This window comes from Bacillus silvicola (genome assembly GCF_050524305.1).
In the GTDB taxonomy this organism is placed as follows: domain Bacteria; phylum Bacillota; class Bacilli; order Bacillales; family Bacillaceae_G; genus Bacillus_A; species Bacillus_A cereus_AT.
Window position 1 is genome coordinate 1,689,599 of record NZ_JBNGVC010000012.1, and the last position, 16,161, is coordinate 1,705,759.

The window sequence follows — 16,161 nt, forward strand, 5'->3', positions numbered from 1 at the left end:
ATGTATTAAACTTCTATCCAATATTCTTGGAATTTCAATTCTTTTTTTTCGAAAATTTCCAATCATACACCTTATGAAGTTTACAATTATTCACAGGTTAATCATACCAAATAATCGTATAGACAACGAGACTTGTATTTAAATTCCAATAGCAATTTGTATCGCAGATTTAGTTATTTTATTTTGGTTTGTTGTAATGGTTCTAACACGAAATAAATAGATTTATAGTAATTTAAAAGTAATATTTTACTGATGTATAAACCTAAAAAACTCCCTTTAGATGCCTAAGGGGAGTTTTTTTAAAATCTATATTTTATATGGATTAAGGATAACGAGGTTTATTGATAAAAACACACAAAAACCCCGAATCATGGGCTTTTTTAAGTGCCCATGATTCGGGATACAGTTCAATGCGACAGGTTCTTTTTGTTACTTATTTATGAAAGGAAAAAATGATGAAATGATTAGCATGTTTACTATATAAGAGGAAGCATCCATATTTTCCATATGATACACACGATTACTATAAAGATAAAATCAAAAAAATCTAATCTCGGCCCCTTTTTCATAGTCATATCTAGCCACATATGAATCCATTTCATTTCCTTATACTTATGAATATTTTTCTTTGCAAATCGGTAAATGAGCACTTGCATAATGAAAACTCCGGCTACGCAAATACATAATAAGATGAGAAATCCAATCACGAAATTCCTCCTTATTTTTGCAGCGCTTTTTCTACGATATGGTTCCGGAGCACCCATTCTTCAAACTGTGCACTTCCAAATTCCCAGCTAAGATCACGAGCATGTACAGAAAAAACGTAATAACCGGCATATTCGTCCATAAACATTCCTGCCTCTACATCATCTTTCTGAATACCATATACTCCAAAATTAAAATATACATCCCACACGTCTTCATGCTTCCTCTTATAAGCAATCGATTCCATATCACATTCAGTTCCGAAATAATCAAGATGTAAATGTACGCTATCATCGTATTCGTAATCCATTTTATCACCCCTTATATTTGTACTTCTTTACTACCCCAAAAATTCCTGCTATATATACTCACATATGGGCACTTACCTACATATTATGCTTGTAGATTGACTTCTAGGAGGTGTCATATAGTGAAAAAATTAATTACCGTTTTTTGCATCATGTTATTAGCTGTTTTCACATTCACTGCTTGTAGTAGCACAAAGGAAAATACGAAAGAGCAAGATCAAAAAATTCGCGTTGGCGAAGTTACCCACTCTCTTTTCTACGCACCATTATATGTTGGAATTGAAAAAGGATTTTTTAAAGAGGAAGGTTTAAATATTGACTTACAAACAACAGCTGGCGGAGATAAAACGATGACCGCCCTTTTATCTGGCGGAATTGATATTGCGCTTGTTGGTTCAGAAACGTCTATTTATGTTCATCAACAAGGAGCAAAAGATCCTGTCATTAATTTTGCGCAGCTTACACAAACAGATGGCACATTTTTAGTTTCCCGTAAAAAATTAGATTCTTTTAATTGGAACGACGTAAAAGGCGTTACGTTTTTAGGACAGCGTAAAGGCGGCATGCCACAAATGGTTGGTGAATACGTTTTAAAGAAAAATGGCATTGACCCTCGCAAAGATACGAACTTAATTCAAAATATCGAGTTTGCTAATATTGCAAATGCCTTTTCATCTGGTACGGGAGAATTTGTACAGCTCTTTGAACCGACTGCAAGTATACTGGAAAAAGAGGGAAAAGGTTATATCGTCGCGTCTTTTGGAGCTGAATCTGGCACTGTTCCGTATACAACGTTTATGGCAAAAGAAAGTTTCTTAAAGAAAGATAAAGCTGCTGCTGAAAAATTCACGCGTGCACTATATAAAGCACAGCAATGGGTTGATACTCATAGTCCAGAAGAGATTGCCAATGCTGTTTCACCACTATTTAAAGACACTTCAAAAGACATTTCAGTGAAAGTAATTGAACGCTACAAAAAACAACATTCTTATGCAACAAATCCATTATTAGATGCTTCTGAATGGAAACAGCTCCAAACGATTATGAAAGAAGCTGGTGAATTGCAAAAAGAAGTTCCACATGAAACGCTCGTCAATACAAAAATTGCCGAAAGCGTTATTAAGAAATAGAGGCGAAGTGTATGAGCTTTTTACAAATACGTAACGTTTCTCACTGCTTTTTCGCAAAAGAAAATGCCAAACTTATTCTTGAAGATATGAGTTTACAAGTAGAAGAAGGAGAGTTTATTTCTATTCTTGGTCCGAGTGGTTGCGGAAAAACAACACTCCTCTCCATCATCGCAGGGCTACTTGATCCAATTGAAGGTATCGTATTTCTAGATGGTGAACCGATTACAACTAAGACCCCATCTATGGGCTATATGCTCCAGCAAGATTACTTGTTTCCATGGAAAACAATTGAAGAAAACATTATGCTCGGACTTCATATTCGGAAGATTTATGACGAATATACGAAAGAGCATACATTAAAGCTTTTACAACAAGTCGGTTTGCATGATATAGAACTGCAATATCCTCGTGAACTATCCGGCGGTATGCGCCAACGTGCAGCACTCGTTCGAACGTTAGCGACCGATCCAAAAATTTTATTGCTGGATGAACCATTTTCCGCACTCGATTATCAAACAAAGTTAAAACTAGAAGATCTCGTCTTCACATTATTACGTAACTATAAAAAAACATCTCTACTCGTGACACACGATATTGAAGAAGCAATCGCGATGAGTGATCGTATTTATTTACTGCAGGCAAACCCTGGAAAAATTGCAAAAACGTTCATCGTCCCAGAAAGTATTCGTTCCTTATCACCGTTAGAAGCACGCCACCACCATGACTTCCCATCCCTCTTCCAAGAAATATGGAAGGAGTTGGAACGACTTGGATAATATAAAACAACTACATGAACAGTTTCGAAAAAAAGAACGCAGGCGCGCATGGTTAGCACGTTCTTTACAGCTTTTACTGCTCATCCTCTTTTTTGCGCTATGGGAAATAGCTAGTAAAAAGGAGTGGATTGACCCTTTACTCTTTAGCTCTCCTTCGAGCATTTGGGATCTCTTCTTAGCGAAATGGATTGACGGTTCACTTTGGATTCACATATGGACGACATTACTGGAAACCGGAGTAGGTTTTATTCTCGGAACTGTACTCGGAGCTATTATCGCTACTTTCCTTTGGTGGATGCCACTTTTAGCCCGCGTACTTGATCCTTATCTCGTTGTCCTAAATGCAATGCCAAAAGTTGCACTCGGTCCAATTATCATTGTTATTTTTGGTCCAAACATTTCATCTTCTATCGCAATGGGAGTAATCATTTCCATCATCATTACCATTCTCGTTATTTACAGCGCATTTCAAGAAGTCGATTCCAACTATATAAAGGTCATGGACACATTTGGCGCAAATAAATGGCAATGCTATAAACACGTTATTCTTCCTTCATCTTTCCCTGCAATTATTTCAACGTTAAAAGTGAATGTTGGCTTATCGTGGGTCGGTGTTATTTTTGGGGAACTCCTCGTTTCTAAACAAGGACTTGGCTATTTAATTAGCTATGGATTCCAAGTCTTTAACTTCACACTCGTCTTGCTCAGTGTATTGCTCACTTGCGTCCTCGCAACTCTTATGTATGTATTTGTCGAGGCGTTTGAAAAACTCCTTATCGGAAAGCGAAAAAAAAGCTGACTTAGAGCGATACGCCAGAGTCAGCTTCTTTCTTTTATCTTTGATCGCACATTTTTGATTCATTTGTAACGTTTCCATTCGCAACCGTAACTGTATGGAAACAATCTTTCACACGCACTGTAACGACATTATCTTTTCGATCTATCACATGATAATCATTAAACTTTTTATCCAATGCACTACGAATTTGCTCTCCTTCAAAAATCGGAAAACCATGAGACATTACCCAAATGAGACCAGCAACCGCAAGAATCGTTTTCATACGCTTCATTACCTCCTCGAGAGTAAACTTATAGCCCCTATAATATGCGCATTATAATTGTGTCTAATTTGTGACATTTTTATACTAATTCTATTTTAAAGCTTCAGTTCCTTCTTCTTTTTTAAAAAAGACAGAATTTTCAATCTTATAAATATAAAGAAACGCAAAGAAGTAAAATTCTTCACGTTTTCCCTTGGCTAAAATATATCGAACACATCCATCGCATTAGTGTCCACTTTATTGTTCTATAGTTTTCGAAACATCATATAATCCCGCTAACACTTCCGCTCTCATTTTTACAAGCTCAGGGAATTGATAGAAGAAGGCAATTTTTTTATATTTTAATTCTGATCCTTCTTTCACCTTTTTTGAATCTTGTAATATAAACGCTGTAAATGTATCCGCAATATCCTCTGCTACATTTGTCGTTCCATACAGTGAAACAAACTCATCATGCTTTTCCTTAAAGAATTCAATTTGAGCTTCTTCGCTTTCTTCCACTTTCTTTTCTGTCCACTCCTGCTCAATTGGTTTCCAGAATAAATTATGGAATTGATTTATATAAGAGCTCTCTTTCGCACATCCTTCTTGTAAGAAAAGAGATTTACATTTATTTTGGTATGATGAAATATCTTTATCTTCTTCAAAAGCCTTTAAGTACTTTTCATTTACTGGTATTTGTTTATTCCCCAGCGTCAATACGTGAGCCGTCTCATGAATTAATGTTTTCATCACTTGATCGATATTTACTGCAGAATCAAGCGTATCTAAACTAATGGTCCACTCTTTCGGATACTCCACACTTGGCATAACGTGGGCGACAATTCCGTCGTAACCGTCTGTTACCATGTCAAACTCTTTTATATCAGTGCGATACTTAGCTGGAATAAGAGTGCTATACATCTCCCATAACGATTCATGATAATCCCTATCTTTACGTTGCTTTAATACTTCTTCTTTCGCTTCCTTATCATCCGCAAAAGCCTTATTCAATCGTTTACGATCTAGTTTGTCGAAATAAGGCTCTATAATTTCATTACCATCAATATAATACGAAGCTAAAAAGAAATAATTTTCATCATCCTCTTTTTTCATTCCTGCTTCTTTCATATCGTTATTTGTATGCTGTTCCACTACATAATCTTCTGGTACTTCAAGCTCTGAAAGTCCATCTATCTTTTTATATACTTTTTGAAGCGTTTTATCGCCTATTTGTGTGCATTCTTCTTTCGTTTCGCACACATCTTTCTTCTCTCTTTTCGAAGTTTGCTTCGTCATATCACATCCAGCCACTAAGCTAATTGAAATAATGAAACAAACTAACCTTCCATACAGTTCTTTCATATAAACCTCCGTCGTTTCATTCTACAAAAATATGATAATCATTTTCCAACGAATATGCGATAATTATTTATAAAACTTTGAGGAGGTTACATATGATTCGTGCAGTCCTATTCGACTTAGATGGAACACTATTAGATCGTCGTCAATCTTTAGAGCGATTTATTCACGACCAATACAATCGCTTTTCTCTTCATTTTATAAACATAGAACAAGCCGAGTATTGTTCTCGTTTTCTTGAACTCGACAATAATGGCTACACGTGGAAAGATAAAGTATATGCTACTCTCCTTTCCGAATACAACATTACCACTTTAACACCAGAGCAACTGTTGCACGACTACATTACAAATTTTCAACATCACTGTATTCCTTTCTCAAACATGCATGAATTACTTCAGCAACTAACTCAGCACAATATAAAAATTGGTATTATTACAAACGGCTTTACTGATTTTCAAACAAATAATATTCGTGCCTTAAACATACATACGTATACAAATACAATTCTCATTTCCGAAGCAGAAGAAATTAAAAAACCACATCGAGAAATTTTCGAACGAGCTTTGCAAAGGCTAAACGTAAAAGCGGAAGAATGTATTTACGTTGGGGATCATCCAGAAAACGATGTACTTGGGGCTGAAAACGTAGGAATTCGTGGCGTTTGGAAGAGAGATTTATTTTGGGGTGATTTTGAACATTCACATGTGGTGGATGATTTGTTGGAAGTACTCTTGTTTTTCGAGTTAGAAATTAAGTAAACTTTTTAAACAATACGATAGTAAATGAAATTATATCGACGTTTCGACAAGGAATATCGATTTACCGAAAAAAACTGATAATAGTAAGAGGAGACTTTGATTCAAAAAAAGAAATCGGCCACTTTACTTCGTAAAACAGCCGATTTCTTCTATATGTTTCATCGTACGCGCTAATACATCATCGCGCATAATAAAGCTAAATTTTCTATCCGTTTTAATGTTATCAGGAATGTCTGTTAATAAAACAGATCCTTTCGTTTCTTCGTAATGCGTATGTGCTTCTACCGCACTAATTGTTGCAAAATAAATGTTTTTAATGATTATTTTGTCTTTTCCGGATACTTTATATTGTCCTAAGTAAGTTAAATCAGAAACTATGCCGCCGGTTTCCTCATGAACTTCTCGAACTGCCGCTTCTTCCGGTGTTTCCCCGAGTTCTACTTTACCACCTGGAAATTCAAGACCGCGGCGTAAATGATGCGTTAATAACCATTGATCCCCGTACCGGCATACAACCCAAACATGCTTTGGCTCAGGAGAAAATGGGTAACGTTCAAACGATAATTGTACAGTGTTGTGGTAATAATCTTTAAATTTGTACATGCCATTACTCCCCTATTGATGGTTACAAGCTTTCCCTACCACAAATTGTAGCATATTCTCGCTTTTCTGCATAATATTATCCAATTATAATCCATTGATTATTCCCATTTGTGCGACTAATTCTTTCGTTTCGTGATTCCCTAAGTCATAAATCATTTTATATGCTTCTTGTAGTTGTTCATCATATCGATCATTATTTGAATCATGATGATACTCAACGAATGGAACGTGGGAGCGTACAAACGAACCTAGATCCTCTTCATATGCTTGATCAAAATACTCCCTTAACTTTGTAATCTCCTCGTCATTTGCATAAATTTCAAAATTATATGTGTCCGCCGTCTTCACTTGTGAAATTTGACCATTTCCAACTGATACATAATATGTTTTTTTATTCTCCATGTAACACCCTTCTTTCATCCTTTTAATTTCTATTGTTTTCATCAATTACAAAATTATGTAAAATAAAGAAAAGGAGGGGTTTCATGTTCAAAATATTAGTTATCGGGATTATAATCGTCCTAGTCATCCTAGTACTCTCCGTCATGACGATTAATAAAGGCTATGCATATAAAGTGAAACTATAATCAGTGGGGGTTTTGTTCATCCCCCACTGATTATTAGTTGAACCAATCGGGCGTTTACGGGCAGTTGATCTCCCGCCTAACTTCTTTGCTCCAGCCAAATCTTGAGGTGGGAGTTTTACTGCCCGTTAATGCGGGATAAACATTCCGTTGATAAACCAGAAGATAACCCTTATACAAAAAGCAGCAAGGAGAATTCATAATATGCTTCGTATACTTCGTTTACTAATTGCGTTCATTGTAATAATCATATCCACAATTGGTTTACTAACAGGCCAACATAACTTTCTACCACTTTCGCAATTTTTCTTAGGAGCTTTAATGTTTCTCATCGCAATTGAACAAATAAAGAAAAAGGATTCAGGAACCGGATTTATTTGTATTGTTGCTGGTGCTTTCTCTTGGATTGTTCTCATCATTACATACATAAGATAGAAGGAGAGTGACTTCATGCTAAAAGGATTACGGATTTTTCTCATACTTTTCATGATTCTCGTACTCTCTCTTTGCACTTATTCTCTTATTACCGGTAATTTCATACTTCTCCCATACATGCAATTTTCTCTTAGTTGCTTCTTTATTCTTATAGGAGTTAATGAACTGAAATCTGGACGAAAATCGATGAGTATTCCGTATTTTTTCGTTGCTAGTCTTATATTCTTCGTTTTAATATCAAACTACTTTCACTACATGTAAAATGTAATTTCAATCACCTACTGAATATATCACTTTCACCAATTTGGCTTTGTCGAACAGATAATAAATTTGAGGATAATCTAAACAAAAAAAGGTGGAGAATAGTATGCTAAAAGTATTTCGTATTATATCCGCACTCATCGTCATCGCCCTCGCTCTATATGGAATGTTTAGAAACCCACTTGTTACGATGCCCTATATGCTTATTGCCTTAGCTGTTATGAGTTTCATCATAAGTGCAGAAGAAAAACAGAAACAAAATAAAGTAAATAGTACACTCTCTTTCTTTTCTGGCGTCTTTATTTTAAGTATTGTCATCCTTATTCTTGTCTCTCGATAACAATACTTCTACTAAGGAGGATACCATGCTAACAAACCTTCGAATCTTACTATCTGCTATTGCTTTTATTCTTGCTTTATTTAGCCTCTTTGCACAGATTTCTATTCTTTTCCCATACGTATTTATCCTTTTAAGCATCATATTTATCCTTTGGGGTATTGATGAAATACAGCAAATACAAAAATCGAAAGCAATCGCTTGTTTTATAGTTGCGACAATCATTTTCTTCGTTGGAATTTCCGATATACTTCCATGAAAAAAGAAGAGCATTCCTGCTCTTCTTTTTTCAACTCCTATTAAAGTATTTCTCCATTAGAACTAATAACATCTTTATACCAGAAGAATGAGTTTTTCTTTTTGCGCTCTAATGTCCCAGTTCCATCATCATGCTTATCAACATAAATGTAACCGTAGCGTTTAGACATCTCTCCTGTGGAAGCACTCACTAAATCAATATATCCCATGTCTACAAAAGAAAAAACTGCCCTTTAACAGGCAGTTTTCTTTTATCCAAACACTTTCTCAAGTTCATCTTTATCTTGGCTTAACCAGAAGTTCATTAAGCGTTGTGCTCCTTCTAAGTCATGAAGCTTCGCTTGGCCACACTGCGTTTCATTTGCAGCTGGAATTTCTGTAATTTGAACCGCATCTTTTAATGTTAGTTCTAATAAATCAATGATTTCTCGGACCGTCGGTGTTCCGCTTACTACAAGGTAATACCCTGTTTGGCAACCCATTGGTGAAATATCAATAATATCAAAATGCGGATAACGATCAATATATTTACGTAAATTAAATGCTAATAAATGCTCTAACGTATGAATAACATCTGGTTTCATCGCTTGTTTATTTGGTTGGCAAAAACGAATATCAAATTTATTTACAATACCGTCACTACCTACATTATGGACTCCGCAATGTCTTACATAAGGCGCTTTTACAATTGTATGATCTAATTCAAAGCTTTCTACTGATGGCATATAACATCTCTCCCGCTTTTAATTTAATTCCGTTATATCCAATATGATATAACGGAAATCGACATTAGTAAAGAATTATGTACGGTCGTGCTATAATACTTTAAGACTATGCTGAAAAGGAGACCATTATGAAACAGATTTTTATCGGTATTATACGCTTTTATCAAAAGTTCATTTCTCCAATGACACCACCAACATGTCGCTTTCATCCGACTTGTTCTCATTATGGATTAGAAGCGTTTCAAAAACATGGTGCACTCAAAGGATTTTGGCTTACATGTAAGCGTATATTAAAATGTCACCCTTTCCACCCGGGAGGATTTGATCCTGTCCCAGATAAAAAGGATGACAAAGTAAATTCTTAATTGTCGTAGCCATTCACAACTAAATCTAATTTTCCTGTGTCAGGATCTATAACAAGACCGTGAACAGGTACTTCTCCCGGAAGTAATGGATGGTTGCGAAGTATTGACACACTATGTTCTACACTTTCTTCTACACTAGAGAACCCTTGTAGGAATCTTTCTAAATCGATTCCAGAATAACGAAGTGTATCTAATTTCTCTTCTGTTACGCCGCGTTCTTTCATTTTTTCAATTGTACTGCTTGCTTGAATTTTTGCCATACCACAATCGTGATGACCAACTACACATACTTCATCAGCACCAAGTTCGTATACAGCAACTAAAATACTACGCATAATACTTCCGAATGGATGTGAAATAACAGCGCCCGCTACTTTAATAATTTTCACGTCACCGTTACGCATATTCATTGCTTTCGGTAATAGTTCAACAAGACGAGTATCCATACAAGAGATAATTACCATTTTTTTATTTGGAAATTTTCCTGTTTCATACTCTTCGTATTTTTTCTCTTCAACAAACTTTTCATTGTATTGTAAAATCTCTTCTAATGACTTCATAGTTAAAAACCCTCTTTTCTCTCATTTACACTACATAGATAGTGTACCAAAATATGAAAAACTCAAAAAGGATATTGTCTTATTATAAAAGCAATATATTTTCAGATAACCGACATAATTCTTTCAAAATATACACACAGCTTTGTAACAAGTCACATATACCTTACCCCTATTCACACTATAAACTAACTGTAGATAATGTAAAAAGGAGTGAATATTTATTATGTCCGACGTTCTGTTACTGAGTCGTTTTCAATTTGCAATTACTATTTTTTATCACTTTTTATTTGTACCTTTGACAATCGGACTTGTTATTTTAGTTGCATGTATGGAAACTCAATACGCCCGCACATTGAATCCAACATACCGCAAAATGGCAAATTTCTGGGGTAAATTATTTACAATTAACTTCGTAATGGGGATTATAACCGGGATTACGATGGAGTTCCAATTTGGCACAAACTGGTCTGAGTACTCCAAATATATGGGAGATATTTTCGGATCACCTCTCGCAATCGAAGCACTCGTTGCCTTCTTCTTAGAATCTACTTTCATGGGAATATGGTTATTCGGTAAAGACAAAATTTCACCAAAGTTCCGTGCTTTCTGTATGTGGATGGTTGCACTTGGAACAAATATTTCTGCCCTTTGGATTATTACTGCAAACGGATTCATGCAAAATCCTGTTGGGTACGTAGTACGTAACGGACGCGCTGAATTAAATGACTTCTGGGCTCTTGTTACAAATCCATATGCATGGAATATGTTCTTCCATACTGTAATTGGTTGTTATATTGTCGGTGCTTTCTTCGTTATGGCAATTAGTGCATATCATTTACTACGTAAAAACGAAGTAGAATTCTTCAAAAAGTCATTTAAGTTTGGTTTAATGTTAGGATTATTCGCAGCAACTGTTACACCTTTTATGGGACACCAATCTGGTGTATCAGCAGCTAAGTATCAACCAGCAAAAGGGGCTGCAATGGAAGCTGTTTGGGAAACTGGAAAAGGACAAGGTTTCTCAATCATTCAAATTCCTGATGTGAAAAATGAAAAGAACTTTGAACTACTTACAATTCCAAAACTCGGAAGTTTCTTCTATACAAACTCATTTGATGGAGAAATTGTTGGTTTAAAAGATATTCCGAAAGAAGATCGTCCAAACGTTAACCTCGTGTACTATAGCTTCCGCTTAATGGTTGCACTTGGCATGTTCTTTATGGCATTAACTTGGTTCGGTTTCTATTTAAACCGAAAAGGAAAACTAGAAAACTCAAAACGCTATTTAAAAATTACAATGTGGTCTGTCTTACTGCCGTACATTGCAATTAACGCTGGTTGGATTGTTGCTGAAGTAGGTCGTCAACCGTGGACAGTTTATAAACTAATGCGTACAGCAGAATCTGTATCACCTATATCAGTTCCACAAATTTGGTTCTCATTAATTAGTTTAATATTGTTCTACACTTTACTCTTAATTGCAGACGTATACTTAATGCTAAAGTTCGCGAAAAAAGGACCAGCAGCATTAGAAGAACCTGCTACTGAAGGAGGTACAGCTCATGTCTCATGATATGCTTGCAGTCATCTGGTTCGGTTTATGGGGCGTAATTTGGACAGTTTACTTTATTCTTGATGGCTACGCACTCGGTAACGGGATGATTTTCCCATTCGTTGCGAAAGACCGACAAGAACGAAATCAATTACAAGAAGCCATTGGCCCTTTCTGGGGTGGTAATGAAGTATGGTTAATTACAGCTGGCGGCGCAACATTCGCTGCCTTCCCAGTCACATATGCCAATATGTTTAGTTATCTATATACACCGTTATTCTTAGTATTACTTGCACTGTTTGCTCGTGCTGCTGGACTTGAATTTATGCATAAAGACGATTCACCAATTTGGCAAAAAACTTGTAAATGGGCATTTACAATTGGTAGTTTCCTAATCGCCTTCTTATTCGGGGTTACGTTCGCTAACCTTTATTACGGACTACAAATCGGAAAAAATGGCTATGAAGGAAATTTACTTAGCTTACTAAACCATTACGGTATTTTGGGAGGTCTGTTCTTCACCGCTATATTCGTCGTATCTGGTGCCCTTTGGGTTATGATCAAAACGACTGGTGAAGTATCTGATCGTGCTTATAAAATCGCAAGACCATTTTCAATGGCAGCTGCTATCATTTTAGCTATTTTCTATGTAGCAACTGCAAATCGTACAAACTTATTCCAAAACTTTACGGAATATCCGGTACTATTCATCCTTCCAGTACTCGCAATGTTAATGAGTGTACTCGCACTTATTATGGTGTATAAACACAAAATCGGCCTTGCATTTACATTCGTTTGCTTAACAATCGCAATGTTTATGACAACTGGCTTTGCAGGTATGTTCCCAAGAATGTTACCATCTCGCATTAACGACGCGTATAGTACAACGTTATACAACGCAGCTGGTAGTCAATTAAACTTAAAAATTATGTTCTTCGTTGCAATGGTTATGGTACCAATTGTTATTGGATATCAACTTTGGAGCTACAGTATCTTTAAAAATAAAATTCATAAAGACTCTGCTAAAGGATATCACTAAAATGCAAAAAGACACTTCGTTTGAAGTGTCTTTTTGGTACGTATGATTTTCGATAAGATGTTATATTTCCAATCTAACAACTATAATACAGAAGAATCATTAACAGCTCACAGTTAAATTGTATCACAGGACAAACACGTTACTTTATGCAACTTTGCATATAAAAATTATAACGTAGATTGGATTACTTGATCATACACATCGTTATCCCTTACATCCGCTGTACTAATACCACTAAACGTCCTCACATTAAATCCTGTATTCGATGATCCCGATCCATTATAAGCTTTCGTTTTTTCAATCGGCTGCACGTTATATTTATCCCCTAAATTAATCGTTCCATTACAGTTTTCAATAATAACCCCTTCCACAACTGACGGCATTTTGTCACCTACTTTCATCTCCTTACTTTCATTTTATGAAAAGCGCCTAAAAAAATAGCATGTTTCAATAAGAAAAAGCACTCAAATTGAGTGCTTTTTCTCTAAGCATGAATGGCAAGTTTGGAGACAGTTGACTTCTTCAAAATTTTATTAGGGGTAATATTTTGAAAAAGAAAGCCTTTCATATGTAGCTTAACATCGCTGGAATATATAGTGAATTGATAATCTTTATACGGAAGATTGCCAATGTTTAGTATAGATACTTTCCACTATACTAACAGTAAAAACTCACCTCCACTAAACAACAAAAAGTGCCCTCGAAGAAGACACTTTTCATAAACAGACACTATAAAACAGAATTATTTATTGTTATAGATTGTTAGATACAAAAAAGTAGAGGAAATGTTTGTACAAAATTCTGCTTTATAAAGCCTGTCTACAACTTATATTTTAATCCTCTTTTTTTGAAAAGAAATACAATATGCACAATTACATACAAAAAAGAAAAGACACTCTACTGAGTGCCTCTTCAACCACTTTACTTTTAATATATCGCCTTACATGCATTTTAACATATGTATCTATATATTTTGTTAAGAAAATTCAAAATCCTTTTTCTTTCATTTTCACTTATAAAATCATGTAATATAAAAGGTATGTCAAATTCTTATACAAGTTGAGGTGTACTATATTTATGCTGTATTTTGGAATTATTCCTCTTATATTGTTTATTATTTTTCTTATCTCGTATTTAAAAGATCCGCGAAAAATAATAAACGGCTTTTTATTTAATGCCTTTATCTGTTTTTTCCTTCTTTTTTGCGTGATCGTATCTTTGAACTCAGATAGTGCTGTCTTGCGTTACATTATATTTTTACCTTTTTTAGCACTCCTCATTATGCTTCCTTTCGGTATTATCGCTTTAATGTTTGGATTATTTCTTAATGCAAGAATTTTAATGAAGCGAGAAGGAAGACGGTTCACTAACTGTTTAACGCTCCTTGCTGCTTTAGGGATGTTATTCTTTATGTTACTCCCTATTATAAATCCAGCAAGTTTGGTCTCATCACATTTAGAGCCTATTTTTGCAGGTATTTCTCTTATAAGCGTATATTTCTTTATACACTTATCTAACTTCTTAAGCGCTTATTTTCTATACCAATTCAACAGACCAAGACGTAATCAGGATTTCATTATCGTTCTTGGTAGTGGCTTAATTAATGATAAAGTACCACCTTTACTTGCAAGTCGTATTAATAAAGCAATCGACTTTTATTGGAAACAAGCAGCTGTGAATACACCACCAACAATTATTTTCTCTGGTGGACAAGGTCCAGATGAAGGGCTTCCAGAAGCAGAAGCGATGCAAAATTATGCTGTTGAAAAAGGAATTCCTCTTGAACATACAGTGCAAGAAAATCGCTCTGTAAACACATATCAAAATATGTCGTTCTCTAAAGAAATTATGGATTCTTTAAAACCTGAAGGTAAGTATAGAAGTATCTTTACAACGAACAACTTCCATCTTTTCCGCGCTGGTATATATGCAAGACAAGCGGGTCTTAATAGCCAAGGAATCGGATCAAAAACTGCATTTTATTACTGGCCTAATGCAATGATTCGCGAATATGTCGCGATTATCGTAATGGGACGTAAGCGCCATATGAAAGTGTGCGGGACTATTTTAGGTTTCGCTTTATTCCTAACAGTCGTTAGTCTTATATTTTCTTAACAACACCCCATCCTTTAAAAGGATGGGATTTCCTATACCCATTTCAAAAATATTTTAAAGATAATATGGTGATAATATTCCCTGCATACATCCATTAAAGGAGAATTTTTTCAGATTAAATGTTAAAATAAAATTTAGGTGTGAATGATGTAACAAACAAGAAACTAGTTTGAAACGAGGAAATTACATGGAGAAAATTATCAAAAACAAGCCCAATAAGCTAAAAATCGCTTCAAAAGCTTTGATGATTATTATTGGGGCGTTTATCACAGCGTACGGATTAGAAGCAGTATTAATTCCAAATAACGTATCAGACGGTGGTGTGACTGGTTTAAGTATCGTTAGTTCAAGACTATTTGGATTGCCATTAGGGGCTCTAATCGCAGTTATTAACATTCCTTTCGTTTGGTTAGGATATAAACAAATTGGTAAAAGCTTTGCAATTTATTCTATTATCGGGATTGCTTCATTAGCAATAGGTACCGTTGTCATGCACGGAATACCAACTATTATTGAAGGCGATACACTACTCGTTACAGTTGTTGGTGGTATTATTATCGGTTTCGGTATGGGACTAGCACTACGTAACGGCGGCGCATTAGATGGAATCGATATGCTAGCTGTATTACTTTCTCGCAAGTTACCTTTTGGAACGAGTGACCTTATTTTATTCTTAAACATGTTCGTGTTTATTTTCGTATCAACAGTATTCGGTCTTCAAGGAGCTATTCTTTCGGCAATTGCTTACTTTATTGCTTCGAAAGTGATTCATATCGTTGAAGTTGGTTTAAGTGGTTCGAAAACATTTAAAATCATCACAAAAGAGCCTGAATTAATGGTAGAAACCATTCGCGATCGTTTAGGCCGAAGCGCAACGTATAACGAAGTATACGGTGGTTATTCAAGAGAGAAATTCAAAGAAATCTCTTGTGTAATTAACCGTTTAGAAGAAAGTAAAATGAAGGACCTGATTAATGAAATCGATCCTAATGCCTTCATTACAGTTTATGATGTAGCTGAAGTAAAAGGCGGTAATTTCAAGAAACGTGATATTCATTAATCGTTATACAAAAAAGAGGCAGTCCCCAAATTTCGGGACTACCTCTTTTTATTATTAAGTTGCTATCGTTGTCAGTTTTTGTCGGTAAGTCGATATATTTCAATAATCGCTGATATATTTTGAGTTGCGGTCGATATATTCTAATAATCGCTGATATATTTTGAGTTGCGGTCGATATATTCTAA

22 protein-coding genes and 1 pseudogene are annotated in these 16,161 nt (G+C 35.3%); 13 read left to right on the forward strand and 10 right to left on the reverse strand.

Going from position 1 to position 16,161, the window contains the following annotated elements; translation table 11 throughout:
* Positions 1-476: 476 nt before the first annotated feature.
* Both ACP6L7_RS20780 and ACP6L7_RS20785 read right to left on the reverse strand, forming a co-directional pair.
* Positions 477-707: a hypothetical protein gene (locus ACP6L7_RS20780; RefSeq protein WP_097829583.1), complete on the reverse strand. Its 231-nt coding sequence runs from the start codon at positions 705-707 to the stop codon at positions 477-479.
* Positions 708-718: 11 nt separating this feature from the next.
* On the reverse strand, positions 719-1,015 hold the full coding sequence (locus ACP6L7_RS20785) for a DUF3986 family protein (protein WP_097829582.1): 297 nt from the start codon (positions 1,013-1,015) through the stop codon (positions 719-721).
* 120 nt (positions 1,016-1,135) lie between these two features.
* Here ACP6L7_RS20785 and ACP6L7_RS20790 point away from each other — a divergent pair, with 120 nt between their 5' ends.
* Genes ACP6L7_RS20790 through ACP6L7_RS20800 form a run of 3 tightly spaced genes read left to right on the forward strand, consistent with a single transcriptional unit; the run spans position 1,136 to position 3,718 of the window.
* Entirely contained in the window at positions 1,136-2,143 is a 1,008-nt protein-coding gene (locus ACP6L7_RS20790; RefSeq protein ID WP_097829581.1) for an ABC transporter substrate-binding protein, read from the forward strand.
* A gap of 11 nt (positions 2,144-2,154) precedes the next feature.
* Positions 2,155-2,919 carry an ABC transporter ATP-binding protein gene (locus ACP6L7_RS20795; protein ID WP_097829580.1) on the forward strand — a complete coding sequence of 255 codons (765 nt, stop codon included), beginning with the start codon at positions 2,155-2,157 and terminating at the stop codon, positions 2,917-2,919.
* Positions 2,912-3,718, forward strand: a complete 807-nt coding sequence (locus ACP6L7_RS20800; RefSeq protein ID WP_097829579.1) for an ABC transporter permease — start codon at positions 2,912-2,914, stop codon at positions 3,716-3,718. Before ACP6L7_RS20795 ends, ACP6L7_RS20800 begins: the two co-directional genes overlap by 8 nt.
* 34 nt (positions 3,719-3,752) lie before the next feature.
* Here the strand turns inward: ACP6L7_RS20800 and ACP6L7_RS20805 are convergent, their stop codons facing one another.
* Positions 3,753-3,980 (reverse strand): hypothetical protein, encoded by a 228-nt coding sequence (locus tag ACP6L7_RS20805; protein WP_097829578.1) that lies wholly within the window; start codon positions 3,978-3,980, stop codon positions 3,753-3,755.
* A gap of 237 nt (positions 3,981-4,217) precedes the next feature.
* Positions 4,218-5,324, reverse strand: coding sequence for a hypothetical protein (locus tag ACP6L7_RS20810; RefSeq protein WP_097829577.1), 1,107 nt, complete (start codon positions 5,322-5,324; stop codon positions 4,218-4,220).
* A 92-nt stretch (positions 5,325-5,416) separates the two neighbouring features.
* Here ACP6L7_RS20810 and ACP6L7_RS20815 point away from each other — a divergent pair, with 92 nt between their 5' ends.
* Positions 5,417-6,082 (forward strand): HAD family hydrolase, encoded by a 666-nt coding sequence (locus tag ACP6L7_RS20815; protein WP_097829576.1) that lies wholly within the window; start codon positions 5,417-5,419, stop codon positions 6,080-6,082.
* Positions 6,083-6,205: 123 nt separating this feature from the next.
* Here the strand turns inward: ACP6L7_RS20815 and mutTA are convergent, their stop codons facing one another.
* Complete coding sequence (gene mutTA / locus ACP6L7_RS20820) at positions 6,206-6,685, reverse strand: antimutator 8-oxo-(dGTP/GTP)ase (protein WP_000276383.1); 480 nt, start codon at positions 6,683-6,685, stop codon at positions 6,206-6,208.
* An 84-nt stretch (positions 6,686-6,769) separates the two neighbouring features.
* Positions 6,770-7,087 (reverse strand): hydrolase, encoded by a 318-nt coding sequence (locus ACP6L7_RS20825; RefSeq protein WP_097829575.1) that lies wholly within the window; start codon positions 7,085-7,087, stop codon positions 6,770-6,772.
* 62 nt (positions 7,088-7,149) lie between these two features.
* Here ACP6L7_RS20825 and ytzI point away from each other — a divergent pair.
* From ytzI to ACP6L7_RS20845, 4 genes and pseudogenes are all read left to right on the forward strand, one after another.
* Positions 7,150-7,260: pseudogene (gene ytzI / locus ACP6L7_RS20830) on the forward strand (YtzI protein); the annotation flags it as partial.
* Between the two features lie 213 nt (positions 7,261-7,473).
* Positions 7,474-7,704, forward strand: coding sequence for a DUF3953 domain-containing protein (locus ACP6L7_RS20835; protein ID WP_097829573.1), 231 nt, complete (start codon positions 7,474-7,476; stop codon positions 7,702-7,704).
* A 367-nt stretch (positions 7,705-8,071) separates the two neighbouring features.
* The gene (locus tag ACP6L7_RS20840; protein WP_097829571.1) at positions 8,072-8,305 is read left to right on the forward strand and encodes a hypothetical protein; all 234 of its coding nucleotides are present in this window, start codon (positions 8,072-8,074) and stop codon (positions 8,303-8,305) included.
* Between the two features lie 25 nt (positions 8,306-8,330).
* The gene (locus tag ACP6L7_RS20845; protein WP_097829570.1) at positions 8,331-8,561 is read left to right on the forward strand and encodes a DUF3953 domain-containing protein; all 231 of its coding nucleotides are present in this window, start codon (positions 8,331-8,333) and stop codon (positions 8,559-8,561) included.
* A gap of 40 nt (positions 8,562-8,601) precedes the next feature.
* Here the strand turns inward: ACP6L7_RS20845 and ACP6L7_RS20850 are convergent, their stop codons facing one another.
* Together ACP6L7_RS20850 and luxS are read right to left on the reverse strand one after the other, a co-directional pair.
* Positions 8,602-8,769, reverse strand: a complete 168-nt coding sequence (locus tag ACP6L7_RS20850) for a family 1 glycosylhydrolase (RefSeq protein ID WP_097829569.1) — start codon at positions 8,767-8,769, stop codon at positions 8,602-8,604.
* A gap of 42 nt (positions 8,770-8,811) precedes the next feature.
* Complete coding sequence (gene luxS / locus ACP6L7_RS20855; protein ID WP_001141371.1) at positions 8,812-9,285, reverse strand: S-ribosylhomocysteine lyase LuxS; 474 nt, start codon at positions 9,283-9,285, stop codon at positions 8,812-8,814.
* Positions 9,286-9,413: 128 nt separating this feature from the next.
* On the opposite strand from luxS, the gene yidD reads away from it, so the two are divergent.
* Positions 9,414-9,650 (forward strand): membrane protein insertion efficiency factor YidD, encoded by a 237-nt coding sequence (yidD, locus tag ACP6L7_RS20860; RefSeq protein WP_000809328.1) that lies wholly within the window; start codon positions 9,414-9,416, stop codon positions 9,648-9,650.
* Here the strand turns inward: yidD and ACP6L7_RS20865 are convergent.
* The gene (locus ACP6L7_RS20865; protein WP_000838171.1) at positions 9,647-10,210 is read right to left on the reverse strand and encodes a beta-class carbonic anhydrase; all 564 of its coding nucleotides are present in this window, start codon (positions 10,208-10,210) and stop codon (positions 9,647-9,649) included. The two genes, yidD and ACP6L7_RS20865, sit on opposite strands and share 4 nt — an antisense overlap.
* Positions 10,211-10,433: 223 nt before the next feature.
* On the opposite strand from ACP6L7_RS20865, the gene cydA reads away from it, so the two are divergent.
* Together cydA and cydB are read left to right on the forward strand one after the other, a co-directional pair.
* Complete coding sequence (gene cydA, locus ACP6L7_RS20870; protein ID WP_097829568.1) at positions 10,434-11,783, forward strand: cytochrome ubiquinol oxidase subunit I; 1,350 nt, start codon at positions 10,434-10,436, stop codon at positions 11,781-11,783.
* Positions 11,773-12,801 (forward strand): cytochrome d ubiquinol oxidase subunit II, encoded by a 1,029-nt coding sequence (cydB, locus tag ACP6L7_RS20875; protein WP_000017673.1) that lies wholly within the window; start codon positions 11,773-11,775, stop codon positions 12,799-12,801. The genes cydA and cydB overlap by 11 nt, the downstream gene beginning before the upstream one ends.
* Before the next feature lie 167 nt (positions 12,802-12,968).
* Here the strand turns inward: cydB and ACP6L7_RS20880 are convergent, their stop codons facing one another.
* Entirely contained in the window at positions 12,969-13,202 is a 234-nt protein-coding gene (locus ACP6L7_RS20880) for a spore germination protein (protein ID WP_098341958.1), read from the reverse strand.
* A 676-nt stretch (positions 13,203-13,878) separates the two neighbouring features.
* On the opposite strand from ACP6L7_RS20880, the gene ACP6L7_RS20885 reads away from it, so the two are divergent.
* Both ACP6L7_RS20885 and ACP6L7_RS20890 read left to right on the forward strand, forming a co-directional pair.
* Positions 13,879-14,916: a YdcF family protein gene (locus ACP6L7_RS20885; protein ID WP_097829567.1), complete on the forward strand. Its 1,038-nt coding sequence runs from the start codon at positions 13,879-13,881 to the stop codon at positions 14,914-14,916.
* Positions 14,917-15,103: 187 nt separating this feature from the next.
* Complete coding sequence (locus tag ACP6L7_RS20890; RefSeq protein ID WP_000411242.1) at positions 15,104-15,976, forward strand: YitT family protein; 873 nt, start codon at positions 15,104-15,106, stop codon at positions 15,974-15,976.
* Positions 15,977-16,161 lie beyond the last annotated feature (185 nt).